Below are 16482 nucleotides of genomic sequence, written 5' to 3' on the forward strand. Positions count from 1 at the left end.
ATGTAAAGGTGGAATCGTTCAGAAATAAAAAAAGCTCGTTAACGAACGAGCTTTTTGGTTGGGAAGATTACTTTTGTCTTAAATTTGTTCTGAAGTTAGTCGGTTATTATCAGTATCAGCTTTTTTAAACCATTTTCTGAATAACGCTTTTATGTCCTCTAGCATGACATACTGACAAGGTATCAAGATTAGGGTAATAACAGTGGCGAATAGCACACCAAAGGCGAGTGATACTGCCATTGGAATTACTATTTGCGCTTGCAGACTAGTCTCAGTGATGATTGGTACAAGACCCATAAACGTAGTTAACGAAGTCAATAGAATTGCTCTAAAACGTCGACATCCAGCCTCAATCACCGCCTGCTTAATGGTACTGCCTTGCTCTCTGGCCTTGTTTACGAAATCCACCATAACCAAAGAGTCATTAACGACCACACCCGCTACGGCTATGATGCCAAAGAATGACAAGCTGCTCATCGTCATGCCCATAACAACGTGCCCTACAACCGCGCCAACAACACCAAATGGAATGACCGACATGATTAGAATTGGTTGTGAATATGAACGTAGAGGAATAGCCAGCAATGCGAAGATGATCATCAGTGACAATACAAAATCTCTGATTTGCTCTGCGACACTGTCCATTTCTTCTTGAATTCGACCGGCAACATTGCTACTGACACCTGGGTAACTCTTAAGTAGCGTTGGTAAGTATTCATCTCGAATTTCCTCCGCTATTTTGAACGGTTCGGCTTGGTTGGTATCAACAGACGCCCACACGTTCACTGTACGTTTAGCGTTTTCTCGGCGAATACGGTTAACACCATCAACCAATTTTACATCTGCAACTTCAATGAGTGGAACTTCAGCGCCTGATGGAGTAATGATACGAACATCTTGTATATCACTGATAGAGTTGCGAGACTCTTTGGGGTAGCGGATCATGACTTTGATCTCTTCACCTTCTCGCAAAATACGTTGAGCTTCAAGTCCGTAGTAGCTGAAGTTTACTTGAGATGCCACATCCGATAGCGTAAGCCCCATGCTGTAGGCCAGCGGTTTAAGCTCGAGTTGAACTTCATCCGTAGCACTTTGTAAGGAATCATTAATATCACCAACCCCTTCAATACTGCCAAGTTTCTCTTTGAGTAAATTAGCGACTTCTTTAAGTTGGTCTTTATTTTTACCTTCAAGGCGGAAGTTAATATCACCGTCATCACGCCCGCCATTCATAATACTGTCTTGAATATTTAGCGTTTTTACTCCTGGAAGTGGCGGCATCTGTTCACGCCACATGGCACTGAGCGCGAACGTATCGATAGGGCGAAGATCGGGCTCTACCAATATGGCCATAATGTTAGCGTTAGTACGGCCTCGAAGGCTTACAGATAAGTCACGGATCATGCCTGTGCCATATTTTGCTTCTATTTGTTTATCCACATCCAAGATCAATGCTTCAATTTTTTGGGCTGTTTGTAAGGTCGCGGACTCTGATGAAGATAAGTTCATTTCAATACGAACCTCAGGGAAGTCATGAGGAATTTTTGGATTGGCTACAAACTTAATTAATCCACCCGCGAACAGACCTGCGGTCACAATGATAATCGTTAGAAAGCCAACAATAACAGTGTAGCGATAGTGAATGCAGCGCTCAATGAACGGGCGGTACAGGTCTTCAATAAAGTGCTTAAGTCCATTGTCTAACGATTCACGTAGGCGGTGGAACGGGTTTTTAGGGTTACTTGGTTTATCTTTCATTGCCGCAAGGTGTGCAGGCAATATTAGTTTTGATTCTATCAATGAGAAGAGCAAACACAAGATAATTACGCCCCCAATGGCTTTTGAGAACGCCGCGGCAGGACCGGTTGCGAATGTTTGTGGCAAAAATGCGGCGACTGTTGTAAGTACGCCAAATGTTGCAGGAATTGCGACGCGTTTAACGCCACGTACTACATTATCTAGGGTATGTCCATGTTGTTCAATTTCGGCGTGTACTGATTCGCCAACAACAATGGCATCATCGACCACAATACCCAGCACCAGAATAAAGGCAAATAACGAGGCTAAGTTAATGGTGATATCGAGTGCGCCTATGGGCATAAACAAAAATGCACCAAGGAACGATACTGGCAGTCCCATCATAACCCAAAAAGCTAGCCTTACTCTTAAGAATAAAGCCAACATGAGCATCACCAAAATACCACCGAGAATCATATTCTCGACCATCATATTTAGGCGACCGTTCAGGTAGTAGGTTAAATCAATCAATGGCTCAATACCGGTGCCCTCAGGCAAGGTTTTTGAGCGCTCAGCGAGATAGTTTTTGATGGTAGTCGCAACTTTGGTGATGTCTTGATCTTTTGATGCTTGAATTTCAAATGTTAGCGAGTTCTTACCATTGTATTTGGAGTATTGCAGCCCTTCTTCAAAGCCATCGTGAACGGTTGCCACGTCACCTAAAAGAATTTGCGCTCCGTCCTCTAAAGTTCTAAGAGGAAGATTTTCAAACTCTTTACCTCGATAAGCTTGATTCTCAACACGCATTGAAATGTAACCATTTTCTGAACGAATTTGTCCTGCTGACATATTGGCAGAAAATGCTTTCACAGCTTGAGAAATATCTCTGAAGGTCAGATCATATTCTCTTAGCTTATCTGGACTTATTTCTATGCCAATTTCGTAATTTAAACCACTATGAAACTCCACCAGATTGATGCCAGGTAGCGCGAGCATTTCATCGTGAATTACATTGCCGAGATCTTTAAGTTGGGCATTGCTTAAATCGCCATATAGCGATATCCACATGACTTCTTGTACAAACTTGTCATAGCTAACAATCGGTCGCTCCATTCCCACGGGAAAGCTAGGTATGGAGTCCACTTGCATTTTGACTTCGTCAAGCACAGTAAGTGGTTCATAATGCTCTTCTACTTCGATCCAAGTTTGTGAAAAGCCACGGTTGGAATAAGTGATCATGCGTTTGATCCCTTCAAGCCCTTCCATGGCTTCCTCAACTTTAATCGTGATACCTTCTTCTACTTCCTGTGGGGCAGCACCTGGGTATACAGCCTGCACACTTAACCAATGGCTCTCAAATTGAGGGAACATTTGCTTGCGAATGGAAAATGCAGTGAGCAAACCACCGATGAGAATGAAGGCCATCAACAGGTTTGCAGCAACAGGGTTGCGTGCAAACCAGGCAATTAAGCCTTTTTCAGTTAGATGACTCATGGCTTACTCCTCTTTTAACGCAAGTTGCGTGTCTGCAACTGAGTGCGTACCGTCATTGAGTTGTAATTGCATCCCCTCCGTTGGATACTCAAGTGCGGAAGTAATTAGCTGAGCGCCGTCATTAACACCACTGTCAATGATTGTTTTACCATTGTATTCGCGTACGACATTTAAAGCTTTGAAGCTCAGTGTTTCATCACTGTTAAGCACGGCAATTCTGCCGTCTTTGACTAAGTGTTGCGGGATTGCAGCGGCGTTCTCGAGAATTTTGCCGTTAATCGTGGCGTTTAAATATGCGCCAAATCGAAGTGGAGTGCGCTGGTCGGAATAGGGGTGTTGTATTTGCGCAACTAAGTACGTCATGCGGCTGCGTTGGTCTATTACTCCTTCACTACGAACAATTTTGCCTTGCCACTGTGCCGGTTTACCCTCTACATGTGCTGTTAGCGTGACGTTGGCATTAATACCGCCATCCACAAGGTATTGTAATTCATTATCTGCAACGGGTAGGCGAACTTCTGCAACAGAAATTGCATTTAGCTCACCAAATTTACTGCCTGGATTTACCACGCTGCCTAAGCTCAATTCTCGACTTGCAATGATAGCGTCGTACGGTGCTTTGATGTATGTGCGTTCTAAGTTACGCTTGGCTCGTTTAACACTAGCTTGTGCGGCACGGAAACTTGCTAACTTCTCAGCTAATTGAGGTTTACGTAAATACAATTCAGACGGAATTGTGGCATTGGCATTGTCCTTTATGCGTTGCCATTCCTTTTTTGCAACATGGGCTTGTGCTTGTTCAATCTCAAGTGCTGAGCTTGCTCGTGCTAAGTTTGCTTCAGACTCGATAAGTGCAGCTTCATAGTCGTTAGGATCGATACGGGCTAAGATTGCGCCTTTTTTTACAAATCCTCCTTTTACAAAAGCATCTGATACTTCAATGACTTGCCCGCTCACTTGTGCAACCAACTCAGTGGTATATTTGGGTTTAACCAAGCCGTAGGAGTCTACATTAAGCTGCATTGGTGCAACGACGATAGGCTCAGCCTCTACAAGAGGGTGAACGATTTGTACGGATTTTTCTTCAGGTGGTTGCTTCATCGCTGAGAATGCGCCCGCAACACCTATGCCTCCAATGAGTACCACAAGGGGTAAGAATATTTGTTTTTTACTAGCCACGTTATCTTCCTTCCAACTGTTGATGTTGTTGGTATTTGCATCAGTGTTAATACCATTAGCTGCATATTAAACGATAAGATATGTCTAGTTGTTTATTTAGGTTCTAAAGTTGTAACAAAGCATTACATTTGCGTCGACTTCGAAATATTTAATACCAAATACTAATAGCTGAGCACAAATAGTTGCATGAATAGGAAGTGGTAAGCATAAAAAAAGGCCCGATTGGGCCTTTTTAAGATAGTGGTGTTGTTAGGCTACATAACGCGCATACCAGGCTCTGACCCTTCATCAGGGTTCAGAATGTAAATCTCTTTACCACCGGGTCCTGCAGCCAGAACCATTCCCTCAGACATGCCAAAGCGCATTTTGCGAGGCTTTAAGTTGGCAACCATCACGGTTAATTTGCCTTCGATATCTTCAGGTGCATAGGCTGATTTTATACCTGCAAATACTTGACGGGTCTCACCACCTAAATCTAGCGTCAGCTTCAGTAGTTTTTCTGCACCTTCTACGTGTTCGGCTTTCGCTATCTTGGCGACACGTAAGTCTACTTTTGCAAAGTCATTAAACTCAATTTCTTCGCTGATAGGCTCTTTTGCTAACGGGCTGTTTGGATCAAGTGTTGGCTTATTGCTTGCCTCAAGGCTTTCTTTAGATTCTTCAAGCATTAAATTGACCTTATCCATGTCAACACGCTGCATCAGGGCTTTGAACTTGTTAATTGCATGTCCTTTCAAAACCGTTTGTGCACTTTCCCACGTGAGTTCTGTATTCAAGAACTGCTCAACATTTGCAGTCATGCCAGGTAGCACAGGTTTTAAATATGTCATAAGGATTTTAAACATATTCAAACCAGCTGAGCATACGTCATGGGCCTGTGCTTGTGTTTGCTCATCTTTGATAAGAACCCACGGCGCTTGCGCATCAATAAACTGATTGGCTTTATCAGCTAAGGCCATAATTTCGCGAATGGCTCTGCTGTATTCGCGTTGCTCATAGTGTAGAGCAATACTGTCCGCAGCAGTTTGGAATTGTGCGATAAGCTCTGGCTCAAGCACTGTGTCACTCATTTTGCCATCAAACTTTTTGCTGATAAAGCCTGCACAGCGAGAAGCAATATTAACAACTTTACCTACTAAGTCAGAGTTTACTCGTTGTGCAAAATCTTCAAGGTTTAAGTCTAAGTCGGTAATGCCGCCGTTTAATTTGGCTGCAAAGTAGTAACGCAAGAACTCAGGGTCTAAGTGTTCCAAGTAGGTACGTGCTTTTATAAATGTACCCTTTGACTTCGACATTTTTGCGCCATTGACGGTTACGAAACCGTGAGCAAAAATATTTGTTGGCTTGCGGAAGTTCGCGCCATCTAACATTGCCGGCCAAAATAGACTGTGGAAATAGATGATATCTTTGCCGATAAAGTGATAAAGCTCTGCTTGTGAGTCTTCACCCCAAAAAGCGTCAAAATCCATGCCTTTCTTATCACATAAATTTTTGAAACTCGCCATGTAGCCGATTGGTGCATCTAGCCATACATAGAAGTATTTACCGGGTGCCCCTGGGATTTCAAAGCCAAAATACGGCGCGTCACGGCTGATGTCCCATTGTTGTAGGCCATCAGCAAACCACTCTTCAAGCTTATTAGCCATTTCGGCTTGTAATGACCCCGAATGTAGCCATTCTTTGAGCATGCTCTCGAACGCAGGAAGGTCAAAGAAAAAATGTTCTGAATCTTTTAGCACAGGTGTCGCGCCAGACATCACTGAACGAGGGTTCTTTAGCTCAGTTGGACTATAAGTTGTGCCGCATGCATCGCAGCTATCACCATTTTGATCCGGTGCATCGCAAGTAGGGCAAGTGCCCGTAACAAAGCGATCGGGTAGGAAAATACTTTTTTCTGGATCAAAAAGCTGTGAGATAGTGCGTTTCTTAATGTGGCCCTTTTCATCTAGGCGCTTGTATATAAGTGCACTTAGCTCGCGGTTTTCTTCGCTGTGTGTACTGTGATAGTTATCAAATTCAATATTGAAGTCAGCAAAATCACGTTGGCGTTCAATGCTAACATTTTTCACCATTTCTTCAGGGGAGATCCCTTGCTTTTGCGCATTGAGCATAATAGGTGTGCCGTGAGCATCGTCTGCACATACATAATATGTTTCATGGCCACGTAATTTTTGAAAGCGCGACCAAATGTCTGTTTGAATGTACTCTAGCATGTGACCCAAGTGTGTTGGTCCATTCGCATAGGGTAATGCACTCGTGATGAGAATTTTTCTCTTCGTCATAACTGTTCCAAGATTATCGCGTGGCTGCGCTCAAATTTCAGCCAAATCGCTTAGTTAAAGCTAACACATGCCATTTACTCGGTGTGTATAGCATCAATAGACTGGTTTTAATGGGATGAATGTTACATAATTCCGTGGCCTTTTTCATCACCAGAGTACGTTTTATTTCAATGTTTGGCCTCAATAAACTATTTAAAAAAGACAATCAGTTAGAACAACAGATTCTCACTAAGTTAACGGCTTTCAAAAATAGCGTCTTTCCTTTGGGGATTGAGCCACAGTGGGTGAATAACATTGAGGTAAAAAACTCCAGTGCAACTGTGAGTTTAACACTGCCGTTTGCAGCTAATGCACAGCGACAATTGCTCAGTGCAGCGTTATCTGAGCAATTAGGAATGCGGGTTGAAGTGAATATTGAGATTCAACTACCTACTCGCTACCAGTACAAAAAAATTAAGCATATTGTGTTGGTTGCATCGGGTAAAGGTGGGGTAGGTAAATCAACAACCGCAGCTAATCTTGCGCTGGCTTTATCCGCTCAAGGTGCAAGTGTAGGCGTCTTGGATGCTGATATTTATGGACCCTCGATCCCATCGTTGTTTGGTGCTATTGACGAGCAACCTACAACAAAAGACAACAAGACACTCAATCCGATAGTAAAAAATGGCATCAAGATACAATCCATCGGCTTTTTAGTTCCTGCTGATAACGCAACTGTATGGCGTGGGCCAATGGCATCACAAGCGCTTAATCAACTGCTCAATGAAACACAATGGGGTGAACTTGATTATTTGATTGTTGATATGCCCCCTGGCACAGGTGATATTCAGCTTACTATGACGCAAAAAGTGCCGGCAAGTGGCGCTTTGATAGTTACAACGCCACAAGATTTAGCGCTCCTTGATGCGCAAAAGGGGATTGCGATGTTCAATCAAGTCAATCTACCTATTCTGGGTCTTATCGAGAATATGAGTCATTACATTTGTACACACTGTGGCCAGAAGAATCATATTTTTGGACATCTAGGTGGAGAACAGTTAGCGATTCGCCACGGTGTACCGCTTCTTGCACAGATCCCGCTTAACATTCAGATCAGAGAGGCATCCGAACAAGGATATAACCTATTAACACAGCATGTTGATATTGCTGAGCATTACGTTTCGTGTGCGCAGGCAATGAGTAGCATGCTTTATTATCAAACATTATCAACGCCAGTTGTTGATATTGTGATTACGGACGACTAATCAATGAGATTATCAGATACACATATTAAGCAAGCGATAGCCAACCAGCAGATTATTATTGAACCTGCACCCAGTGAGGAAATGATTTCTGGTATTACGGTCGATTTAAGACTGGGTAACAAGTTTAGAGTGTTTCAAGACCATGGTGCGCCCTACGTTGATTTAAGTGGGCCGAAAGACCAGCTTAACGAGGCGATGGAGTCAATCATGAGTGATGAAATTGTTCTGCAAGATGGGCAAGCATTTTTTTTGCACCCTGGACAGTTAGCATTGGCAATCACCTATGAATCTGTAACTTTACCTGCTGATTTAGTGGGTTGGCTAGATGGACGTTCGTCATTGGCGCGGTTAGGCCTGATGGTTCACGTTACAGCCCATCGTATCGATCCCGGATGGTCGGGTAACATTGTTTTAGAGTTCTATAACTCAGGTAAACTGCCGCTTGCACTCAGACCAAAAATGAAAATTGGAGCGTTAAGCTTTGAAACCATGACCAGCGCTGCTGAGAACCCGTATAACACTCGCAAAGATGCTAAATATAAAGGCCAAAACAGCGCTGTGGCGAGTCGTATCAGCGCCGATAATAATAGCGATTAAGGCTAAAATAATGCTTAGAATTTAAGTTATACACCTCAAGCTGGTGTTATTTTGTCCAGTTTGAGCTGGCATTACTGTATAAAGCTTCCATACTAAACTATGTCCCTACGCCGAAGGCAATGGTGATTGTTAAAGGAGCTAAGATGGGTGCCAGCAAAGTTATTCAAGTCGCTTCGCTTTTATGTTTAATCGTCTTTAGTAATATTTCCACTGCGTTGCCAACATCAACATATAGTGATGTGAGCAATCAAAAGACCATTGATGATATTTTAAAAGACGACAAATCGTTTGTTGCGCTAGATGAAAAGGAACTTACAGCTTCAAAGCTCGTATCTACTTGGGTCAAAGTAGATGTGTCAGGCGAACAATCATCAGAAGGGCGTAAAGTTTTATATATTGATAAGCCTTTAAATAGTGAGCTTGAACTGTATTTGGTGCGACAAAATAAGCTGTTAGATCAGGTGCGAATATCCAGCGACAACTTTTCTCCTGCCAGAATGCACAGTATTTTTCCCCACATCAACTTTCCATCACCAAGTGAAGACTCTCAGGTTTACATCAAGTTGCGCTCTCCATACAAAGTGATGTTTGACTTTCAAATTGTCTCGGAAGCAGAGTTTAAAAGACTCAGCCAGTCGAGGTTGTTTTGGTATGGCCTTGAATTAGGCTTGTTATATTTTATAGCGATGGCAGTGGCAATAATGGCATTATTCAGCGGACGCCAGTACCTCGCGCTATTATCAATATATGTGTGTTTTCTAGCGATTCAATGCAGTGTAAATAATGGCAGTATTTACTTTTACATACCTGCGAGCATAGGCCAGTTAGTGTCGTCATTTAATGGCAGCTGGCTAATTTTGGCATGTGCTCTTTGTTTGCTGTATCACCAATCATATTTTTCTATTTCACAGACCAATAAACTGCTCAACCATGTGGTATGGGGAAGTGCGGCCACTTTACTTTTTATGGCGATTCTGTCTTTTGGGATGGGGTCGGCCTTGTCTGTACAACTTCAGGCGATAGCCAGTTTAGGTACGATGGTTGTGCTGGCGGTAATGTATAGCAAAGCAAAACAAGGTTTTGGACGGGATGTCTGGTTGGTAAGTGCGGCTTGGTTACCCATGTTTATGCTAGGGATAGTGTGGGTGGGAATGCAGCTAGGTATAGTGACCAATGGACACATGCTCGGTGTCAGCAAGCTCGCGGTCGTTACCCACATCGTACTATTGACGCTTAGCGTGTTTATGCAAGATAAAAAACAAAAAGAGCGGTTTTTGTTTTACAGCTTACATGACCCAGATACTGGGCTTTCTAACCGTTTTGCACTAAACACTTACCTAGAACAACTGGCCAATAAGAATACGCATCATACTTTGCTGCTATTTAGGCCATTAATCATTCATTCGATCCGCTTGAATTTGGGTGTGGCGAACGCCAACAAACATCTAAAAGAATTGTTTGGAAAGCTTTATACCCAACTAGATACCTATGGAGCTGCAACACTTGCAGTCCCAGAAGGTACAAAAACTGAAATTTTCAGACTAGATGATGGGACTTTTGCCATCACTCTAATTGGCAAGTTATCACTGAGTCAAATTGAACAGTATGTTTGTATTTTGTCTTCGGTTTTTGAGGAAGGTATTGAATACAAAGGAACTCGACTTGTCGATGAAATAGAAATCGGGGTAGCGCACTTTCCGATTCATGCTAAAACAGCTGATGCATTGATCCAAAGAGCGATGTTGGCCTTGTCTACCAAGGCGCTTGAGAGTGACAGGTGGCAAATTTTTGATGTTGCCAACTCAGTGATCTCTGAACGTCGTATGCAGTTGTCTTCAGCATTAAAAGATGCGATTGATAATGATAGTTTTAGCTTATATTTGCAGCCTCAAGTTAATTTAAAAACGGGTAAAGTCTATGGCGCCGAAGGCTTACTGAGGTGGTTTCATCCAAAACTTGGGCAAGTTCCACCCGATGAATTTATTCCAATTGCAGAGTCGTCAGGACTTATTCACTTATTGACAGAAATGGTGTTTGAAAAAGGCCTGAAATACCAAAAACAGCTTGTTGAGCAGTACCCAGGTCATGTACTATCTCTGAATATGTCGGGAAAAGACTTATCTAAAAAAGAGCTGCTTGTTCATCTCATCACACTGGTGAATGAACTGAATTTAAACCCTTCACAAATAGTGCTAGAGATCACTGAGTCAGTGACTATCGACAACGAAGATAACTTAAAGAGTGTTTTAGATGATTATCGTAGCGTTGGGGTTAAGTTAGCGATAGATGACTTTGGAACTGGGTATTCATCATTAGCTTATTTAAGCCGAGTTGGCTTCGATGAGCTAAAAATCGACAAGCAGTTTGTTATGGATATTGAGACGTCATCTAGCAATCAGACGATTGCAAAAGCGATGTCCGATATGGCGCATAGCTTAGGTCTTAAGGTTGTTGCTGAAGGGGTGGAAAGCATAGAAAGCTATGCGAGGTTAGCGCATTATGGTTGTGACTTTGGTCAAGGCTATTTTATTGCAAAGCCGATGGCTTACGAGGATTATTTAGATTGGTTGTATAGAGTTAGTCAGAGCGATGATGTAAAGCATTACCTAGCACGCTGAAGTAGCTAAAAATGGTGTCGCATAGCAAGGATAAATGCGTTGACTCCGGAAAACCTCCTTGGCTTGCGAGTTTACTATTTTGAACACCACTGACCAAGAAATCATTGCGAATTTTAGCGTTACTAGATATACATGCTTCAAATGCCCTTGCACTGAGCTCTTGAGGGCGGCTGAAATAAAATTGTTCATATTGGTTGTCGAGCGATTTGGCATTTAGGAAATACTCGCTAGGTTTGCTGCCCGTATCGTCTAAAAAGATGAGTTTAAAAAATTTATCTAGATGTAGGTTTATAGGATGCCGATTGGTTATTGGCGTCTGTAGCCAAAGGCTTGAAGCGAATGATAGAGCATTGGTGTCCGCAAAGAGCTTTTTACAGATATAGTGATCGAATGCGTGCCACCATTCATGGGCAAGGGCTCCCGCTCCGGCATTTTTAGCTAAAGCAAGTGTTCTTGATGATGGCGCGTAGTGCGCTTGCACACCTTTTTGGCCTCCCGCACCAAACGCAAAATTCAAGGTACCATTTAGACCTATTACCCATGGTGGAATTGCTAGAATTTGTGCTAAATCAGCTAATGCATCGTAGACAAGGTTAGCACTGATGCGCTGTTCTGAAGGCGTCACCCAACTGCCGACAGTGATAGTACAAAAGCCAAAGGTGTCTTTTATTTCTTGAAAATCAGTTTGATCATCAAAGCGGTAATCTGGGCCAAGTCTTACAAAACCATCTGTTAGGCGCGGTATACGACTCATAAATCATATCTAGCTTTAACATGAGTGGGCATAAGTTTGGTTTGTTCAGTGATCATTCCGTTTAGTAAACTCAGCAACGGTCGCTGGTCAATGCCCTCATATTGGTTGAGAAATAAAGAGACAGATTCAAGTGTCGAGAGACTATGGGGTTGCTCTGCCTTGCGAATACGATATTGATTAACTGGGATCACATTAAATGTAACTGCTTGTAGGTCTAGTAACCATGCATTTAATGCCAATATCTTATGTGCTTTTTTCCAAGTTCCGTCTATTACGAATAATATATCAAGCTTGGGTAGCTGCTGTATTTGTTGTACCGTGACTGCATGCTCATTGGGATACAGTAAGGCGCAATGCTGGTTGCATGTTAACGCCTTTAGTTGTTGAAAGTCTTGTCCAACATAGAGCTGTATATTGCCTAGTTGCAGTTGTAATAGGCGCGCCGTGTTTTTTGCTAAGTTGGCTTCGTCTGGGTGCTGTAAAACAATTATTTGTGTTCGTGAATGTACGGTAGAGGATACGTACTTACACACACACGTTTTTACAGGGTAGCGACACTTTGAGCAAAAATTTCTTTTCATTGTATGTTCTAAAACAAAAACCTTAGCTAAATCTTATCATAAATATCAATTTGTTTTGCTAACATGAACTGAATTGTCTAGCATAGGTATTAACAACCGCGAGAAGGGAACTTTATGAATGTAAGTATAGATAGCAGCGCATTGGAAAATATGCAGTCGCTTCTTGGAGAGCAGTTCGAAGATACATTAGTTTTCTGTTGCAGTGAGTTTGAGAGGCTGGAAAATGATCTAAAACTTGCACTGAATTCTGATAGACAGGAGGCTATCCGTCACGCCCATAGCTTAAAGTCTAATGCTGCGCAGTTTGGGGCAACCAGTTTGAGCAGTACCGCCAGAGCTATCGAGCAAGGACTAATGAAAGGTGATGATGTTACCGTAAGCGAAAATATGGAGCAAATTTCGGAGCAAGTTTTAGGCTCTAAGTCACAGTTATTACAGTGGCTATCAATGCATCCTTAAAATTTTAAAATTCTTGTTTTATCTTTGTTTATCCCTCTAGTTTTCATAGTCAACTTTAGGCTATGCTAGGCGTTGGAAATGGGGGGATAAATGTCTAAAATATCAAAAAGTAATAAATTACATGGGGTCTGTTACGACATCCGCGGGCCGGTGCTAAGCCAAGCAAAGAAAATGGAAGAAGACGGGCTTAAGGTGCTTAAGCTAAACGTTGGTAATCCAGCCGCTTTTGGTTTTGATATGCCAGAAGATATGCACCGTGACATCATTCGTAACTTGTACTCTGCACAAGGCTATTGTGATTCAAAAGGTTTGTATTCTGCTCGCGTAGCGGTGTATCAACATTATCAGCAAATGTCATTGCCAAATATTAGCGTAGACAATATCTATATCGGTAATGGCGTCAGTGAATTAATCCAAATGACCACACAGGCATTGCTTAACAATGGCGATGAGGTACTGATCCCATCACCAGATTATCCGTTATGGACTGCTTCAGTTAAATTAGCGGGCGGTACACCTGTTCATTATCGTTGTGATGAGGAGCAAGATTGGTTCCCTGATTTAGAAGATATTAGAAAAAAAGTAACGAACAAAACCAAAGCCTTACTTTTGATCAATCCTAATAACCCCACCGGTGCGGTATATGACAAGGCATTGTTACAAGGGTTGATTGATATTGCTCGTGAACATCAGTTGCTGCTACTCAGCGATGAAATCTACGAAAAAATCCTATATGACGACGCTAAACACATCCCGATAGCCTCTTTATGTGATGATTTGCCTGTCATCACTTTTAATGGCCTGGCTAAAAACTACCGTGCCGCGGGTCTGCGTATGGGATGGATGATCTTAAGTGGTAAAGTCAGTGATATGGCTGACTTGATAACAGGTTTAGATATACTCGCTTCCATGCGTTTGTGTGCCAACGTACCTGCCCAGTTTGCGATACAGCAGGCGCTAGGCGGCGTACAGTCTATTGATGCGTTGATAGAACCTGGTGGTAGGCTTTATGAACAAAGAGACATAGCATATCAAGGGCTGAATAAAATAGATGGTGTGTCGTGCGTTAAACCTAAAGGGGCATTGTACGCATTTGCCAAAATAGACACAGCCAAGTTCAATGTTAAGAACGATGAAAAGTTAATGTTGGACCTGTTACGAGAAGAAAGAATCTTATTGGTTCATGGCCGAGCATTTCATTGGCCGGAGCCTGATCATTTTAGATTGGTATTTTTACCACATAAAGATGAGTTAGAGCCTGCAATGGTTCGTATGCAAAGATTCTTTGATGGCTATCGCCAGTCTTAAAATTCTCAACAAGTACAGCCTTTAAGGCTGTACTTGTACCTATTACAGTTGCACTTTGATTATATTGGTAACAAACTGCTCATGTAAACTTTTTAGATTCACTAAAATAGTTTGCTTGCCCAAGATATCGTGCTGGCTAATCGCATCGGCGATTGCATCGATATTTTGGTGCTGTTCCAACTGTTCAGAGGTTGTGATATGACTAATATGCCATGGCTCTTGCGCCACACCGCCATTGTACGTTGCATACGGCTTGAAAAAACCAAAATCTGTTAGGTTTTCATCAAGCCAAGCGCTAAATTCTGAAAAAGGTCCGCCACTTTGATACTCCCATGGAGCCAGTTGTAGAGACTGTTCGCTATTAAGGCAGTTTTTAGCATAGATATCTAAATCACTGCCAAAATGGTGGCGGCTAGCACCGGGCAGTGCTGAAAACAACATAATGGCTTTACACTTTTCGATTTCGCTTAGCGTTGCGAGTTTCACTTCACAGTTATTGATGTCGTACACAGGTCGCTGGCCTAAAAACTTACTATTCCAAATGGTCGCTTGACGTTGAAAGTTACGAAACGCTGAGGCTATTGTAAGGTCAAACCCTGCTTGTTTAGAAGCATTAGCCAGTGCTGTTAGATCAGCGATGATGCTTTTGTGCACTGGTTTAGCGCGCCAGTCAGTTAGGTGTATTTCACTGAGCCCACAGGCGATAAGAGACAAATCCATCGGTCACCTTTATGTTAATAACTTCTCTAAAATACGTTCGTAAATGAGCGCTAAGTTTTCTAGATCTTGAATACTTACACATTCATTGAGCTGATGAATGGTGGCGTTAATAGGCCCAAGCTCAATGACTTTACAACCTGTTTGCGCGATGAAGCGTCCATCCGAAGTCCCCCCGGAGGTTTCAGGCGTGCTCTCTATACCCGTAACTTCCTCAATAGCACTGAGCGTCACATCCAATAACTGACCTGGCTCGGTCAGAAAAGGCAAGCCATTAACAATCCAATTAAGCTCATAATCCAGTCCATGGTTTTGCAAAATCTCTGCTACTTTGTGCTGTAACTCATCGGCAGTAACTTGCGTACTAAAACGGAAGTTGAATTGCACATACACTGTGCCTGGAATGACATTACCCGCCCCCGTACCGCCTTGAATATTGGATATTTGAAAGCTGGTTGCTGGGAAATATTCATTACCGTTATCCCATACTGTTTCGCTCAACTGCGCAAGAGCTGGGGCGACTTTATGAATCGGGTTGTCTGCAAGGTGAGGGTAGGCAACATGTCCTTGCTTGCCTTTGACAGTCAAATGGCCTGTTAATGAGCCTCGTCGTCCATTCTTGACCACATCTCCTAGTTGGTGTCTTGACGAGGGTTCACCAACCAGACACATATCGATTTTTTCTCCCCGTGCTTCGAGTAAATCAATCACACGTGTGGTGCCATTGATAAAGGGGCCTTCTTCATCTGAAGTGATCAAAAATGATATTGAACCTTTATGATTTGGGTGCTTTTCAACAAAACGTTCAGTGGCAACAATCATCGCTGCTAATGAGCCTTTCATATCTGCAGCACCACGGCCATGAAGCATGCCATTATGGATTTGACCATCAAATGGAGCATAGTCCCATGCAGATTCATCACCGGTAGGGACAACATCAGTGTGGCCTGCAAAGCAAAAATGTGTGCCTGAGTTACCTTTTCTTGCCCAAGTGTTTAGGGTATCGACGAAGAAGTGTTCTTCAATGTTAAACCCTATAGCCGCCAGCCTTCGGTTAATAAGCGCTTGGCAGCCAGCGTCTTCGGGCGTAACAGAGGGACGCTGGATGAGCGCTTGTGCAAGTTTGATGACGTCACTGCAACGGTGTTGACTCATATTGAAAAAATCTCTAAGTACTGTTCTTTTTTAAAGCCGAGGTGGTAATTATCGTTATGTAGAATGATTGGACGCTTAATCATGGCTGGCGCATCAAGCAAAAGTTGCTTGGCATTTTGCTCATTTAGATTCTTTTTTTGCTCGTCACTTAGTGTACGATAAGTTGTACCGCGCTTGTTGAGGACATTTTCCCAGCCAAGATGTTTGAAGAATATGTCGATAAGCTCAGGGCTAATGCCATCTTTTCGATAGTCATGAAAGGTGAATTCAATGTGATTGTCAGAGAGTAATTTTTTGGCTTTTTTTATGGTGTCGCAATTAGGAATGCCGTACATGGTGGTCATTACTTAAGGCCTT

General features: G+C 42.6%; 13 protein-coding genes. 5 read left to right on the top strand and 8 right to left on the bottom strand.

The genetic code is table 11. The features are described 5' to 3' along the window. Positions 1–78: 78 nt before the first annotated feature. From L1070_RS11545 to metG, 3 genes are all read right to left on the bottom strand, one after another. Positions 79–3231 (bottom strand): efflux RND transporter permease subunit, encoded by a 3153-nt coding sequence (locus L1070_RS11545; protein ID WP_237125659.1) that lies wholly within the window; start codon positions 3229–3231, stop codon positions 79–81. A 3-nt stretch (positions 3232–3234) separates the two neighbouring features. Next, the gene (locus L1070_RS11550) at positions 3235–4410 is read right to left on the bottom strand and encodes an efflux RND transporter periplasmic adaptor subunit (RefSeq protein WP_237125660.1); all 1176 of its coding nucleotides are present in this window, start codon (positions 4408–4410) and stop codon (positions 3235–3237) included. A gap of 254 nt (positions 4411–4664) precedes the next feature. Beyond that, on the bottom strand, positions 4665–6692 hold the full coding sequence (metG, locus tag L1070_RS11555; RefSeq protein ID WP_237125661.1) for a methionine--tRNA ligase: 2028 nt from the start codon (positions 6690–6692) through the stop codon (positions 4665–4667). A 170-nt stretch (positions 6693–6862) separates the two neighbouring features. On the opposite strand from metG, the gene apbC reads away from it, so the two are divergent. The 3 genes from apbC to L1070_RS11570 all read left to right on the top strand — a co-directional run bounded on the left by apbC (position 6863) and on the right by L1070_RS11570 (position 11151). Next, a complete protein-coding gene (gene apbC, locus L1070_RS11560) occupies positions 6863–7936 on the top strand; it encodes an iron-sulfur cluster carrier protein ApbC (RefSeq protein WP_237125732.1) in 1074 nt (357 codons plus the stop codon). A 3-nt stretch (positions 7937–7939) separates the two neighbouring features. Then, complete coding sequence (gene dcd / locus L1070_RS11565) at positions 7940–8533, top strand: dCTP deaminase (RefSeq protein WP_070987126.1); 594 nt, start codon at positions 7940–7942, stop codon at positions 8531–8533. Positions 8534–8676: 143 nt separating this feature from the next. After that, complete coding sequence (locus L1070_RS11570) at positions 8677–11151, top strand: EAL domain-containing protein (protein WP_237125662.1); 2475 nt, start codon at positions 8677–8679, stop codon at positions 11149–11151. Here L1070_RS11570 and L1070_RS11575 read toward each other — a convergent pair. Further along, the gene (locus tag L1070_RS11575) at positions 11111–11905 is read right to left on the bottom strand and encodes a CLCA_X family protein (RefSeq protein WP_070987124.1); all 795 of its coding nucleotides are present in this window, start codon (positions 11903–11905) and stop codon (positions 11111–11113) included. The two genes, L1070_RS11570 and L1070_RS11575, sit on opposite strands and share 41 nt — an antisense overlap. Further along, positions 11902–12486, bottom strand: a complete 585-nt coding sequence (locus L1070_RS11580) for a tRNA-uridine aminocarboxypropyltransferase (protein ID WP_070987123.1) — start codon at positions 12484–12486, stop codon at positions 11902–11904. The genes L1070_RS11575 and L1070_RS11580 overlap by 4 nt, the downstream gene beginning before the upstream one ends. A gap of 114 nt (positions 12487–12600) precedes the next feature. On the opposite strand from L1070_RS11580, the gene L1070_RS11585 reads away from it, so the two are divergent. After that, positions 12601–12945 carry an Hpt domain-containing protein gene (locus tag L1070_RS11585; protein WP_070987122.1) on the top strand — a complete coding sequence of 115 codons (345 nt, stop codon included), beginning with the start codon at positions 12601–12603 and terminating at the stop codon, positions 12943–12945. A gap of 90 nt (positions 12946–13035) precedes the next feature. Continuing rightward, positions 13036–14253 carry a pyridoxal phosphate-dependent aminotransferase gene (locus L1070_RS11590; protein WP_070987121.1) on the top strand — a complete coding sequence of 406 codons (1218 nt, stop codon included), beginning with the start codon at positions 13036–13038 and terminating at the stop codon, positions 14251–14253. Positions 14254–14295: 42 nt separating this feature from the next. Here L1070_RS11590 and L1070_RS11595 read toward each other — a convergent pair whose 3' ends face one another. Genes L1070_RS11595 through L1070_RS11605 form a run of 3 tightly spaced genes read right to left on the bottom strand, consistent with a single transcriptional unit; the run spans position 14296 to position 16469 of the window. Beyond that, complete coding sequence (locus L1070_RS11595; RefSeq protein WP_237125663.1) at positions 14296–14973, bottom strand: M15 family metallopeptidase; 678 nt, start codon at positions 14971–14973, stop codon at positions 14296–14298. Between the two features lie 9 nt (positions 14974–14982). Further along, positions 14983–16125, bottom strand: coding sequence for a succinyl-diaminopimelate desuccinylase (dapE, locus tag L1070_RS11600; RefSeq protein ID WP_237125664.1), 1143 nt, complete (start codon positions 16123–16125; stop codon positions 14983–14985). Further along, a complete protein-coding gene (locus tag L1070_RS11605) occupies positions 16122–16469 on the bottom strand; it encodes an ArsC family reductase (protein ID WP_237125665.1) in 348 nt (115 codons plus the stop codon). The genes dapE and L1070_RS11605 overlap by 4 nt, the downstream gene beginning before the upstream one ends. Positions 16470–16482 lie beyond the last annotated feature (13 nt).

The organism is Pseudoalteromonas sp. MMG022, assembly GCF_021654245.1.
Classification (GTDB): Bacteria; Pseudomonadota; Gammaproteobacteria; order Enterobacterales; family Alteromonadaceae; genus Pseudoalteromonas; species Pseudoalteromonas amylolytica.

Coding starts and splice junctions, on each gene's coding strand:
- L1070_RS11590 (WP_070987121.1), top strand. CDS start 13,036: ATGTCTAAAATATCAAAAAGTAATAAATTACATGGGGTCTGTTACGAC.
- L1070_RS11580 (WP_070987123.1), bottom strand. CDS start 12,486: ATGAAAAGAAATTTTTGCTCAAAGTGTCGCTACCCTGTAAAAACGTGT.
- L1070_RS11605 (WP_237125665.1), bottom strand. CDS start 16,469: ATGACCACCATGTACGGCATTCCTAATTGCGACACCATAAAAAAAGCC.
- L1070_RS11545 (WP_237125659.1), bottom strand. CDS start 3,231: ATGAGTCATCTAACTGAAAAAGGCTTAATTGCCTGGTTTGCACGCAAC.
- L1070_RS11585 (WP_070987122.1), top strand. CDS start 12,601: ATGAATGTAAGTATAGATAGCAGCGCATTGGAAAATATGCAGTCGCTT.
- L1070_RS11575 (WP_070987124.1), bottom strand. CDS start 11,905: ATGAGTCGTATACCGCGCCTAACAGATGGTTTTGTAAGACTTGGCCCA.
- apbC (WP_237125732.1), top strand. CDS start 6,863: ATGTTTGGCCTCAATAAACTATTTAAAAAAGACAATCAGTTAGAACAA.
- L1070_RS11595 (WP_237125663.1), bottom strand. CDS start 14,973: ATGGATTTGTCTCTTATCGCCTGTGGGCTCAGTGAAATACACCTAACT.
- dcd (WP_070987126.1), top strand. CDS start 7,940: ATGAGATTATCAGATACACATATTAAGCAAGCGATAGCCAACCAGCAG.
- L1070_RS11570 (WP_237125662.1), top strand. CDS start 8,677: ATGGGTGCCAGCAAAGTTATTCAAGTCGCTTCGCTTTTATGTTTAATC.
- metG (WP_237125661.1), bottom strand. CDS start 6,692: ATGACGAAGAGAAAAATTCTCATCACGAGTGCATTACCCTATGCGAAT.
- dapE (WP_237125664.1), bottom strand. CDS start 16,125: ATGAGTCAACACCGTTGCAGTGACGTCATCAAACTTGCACAAGCGCTC.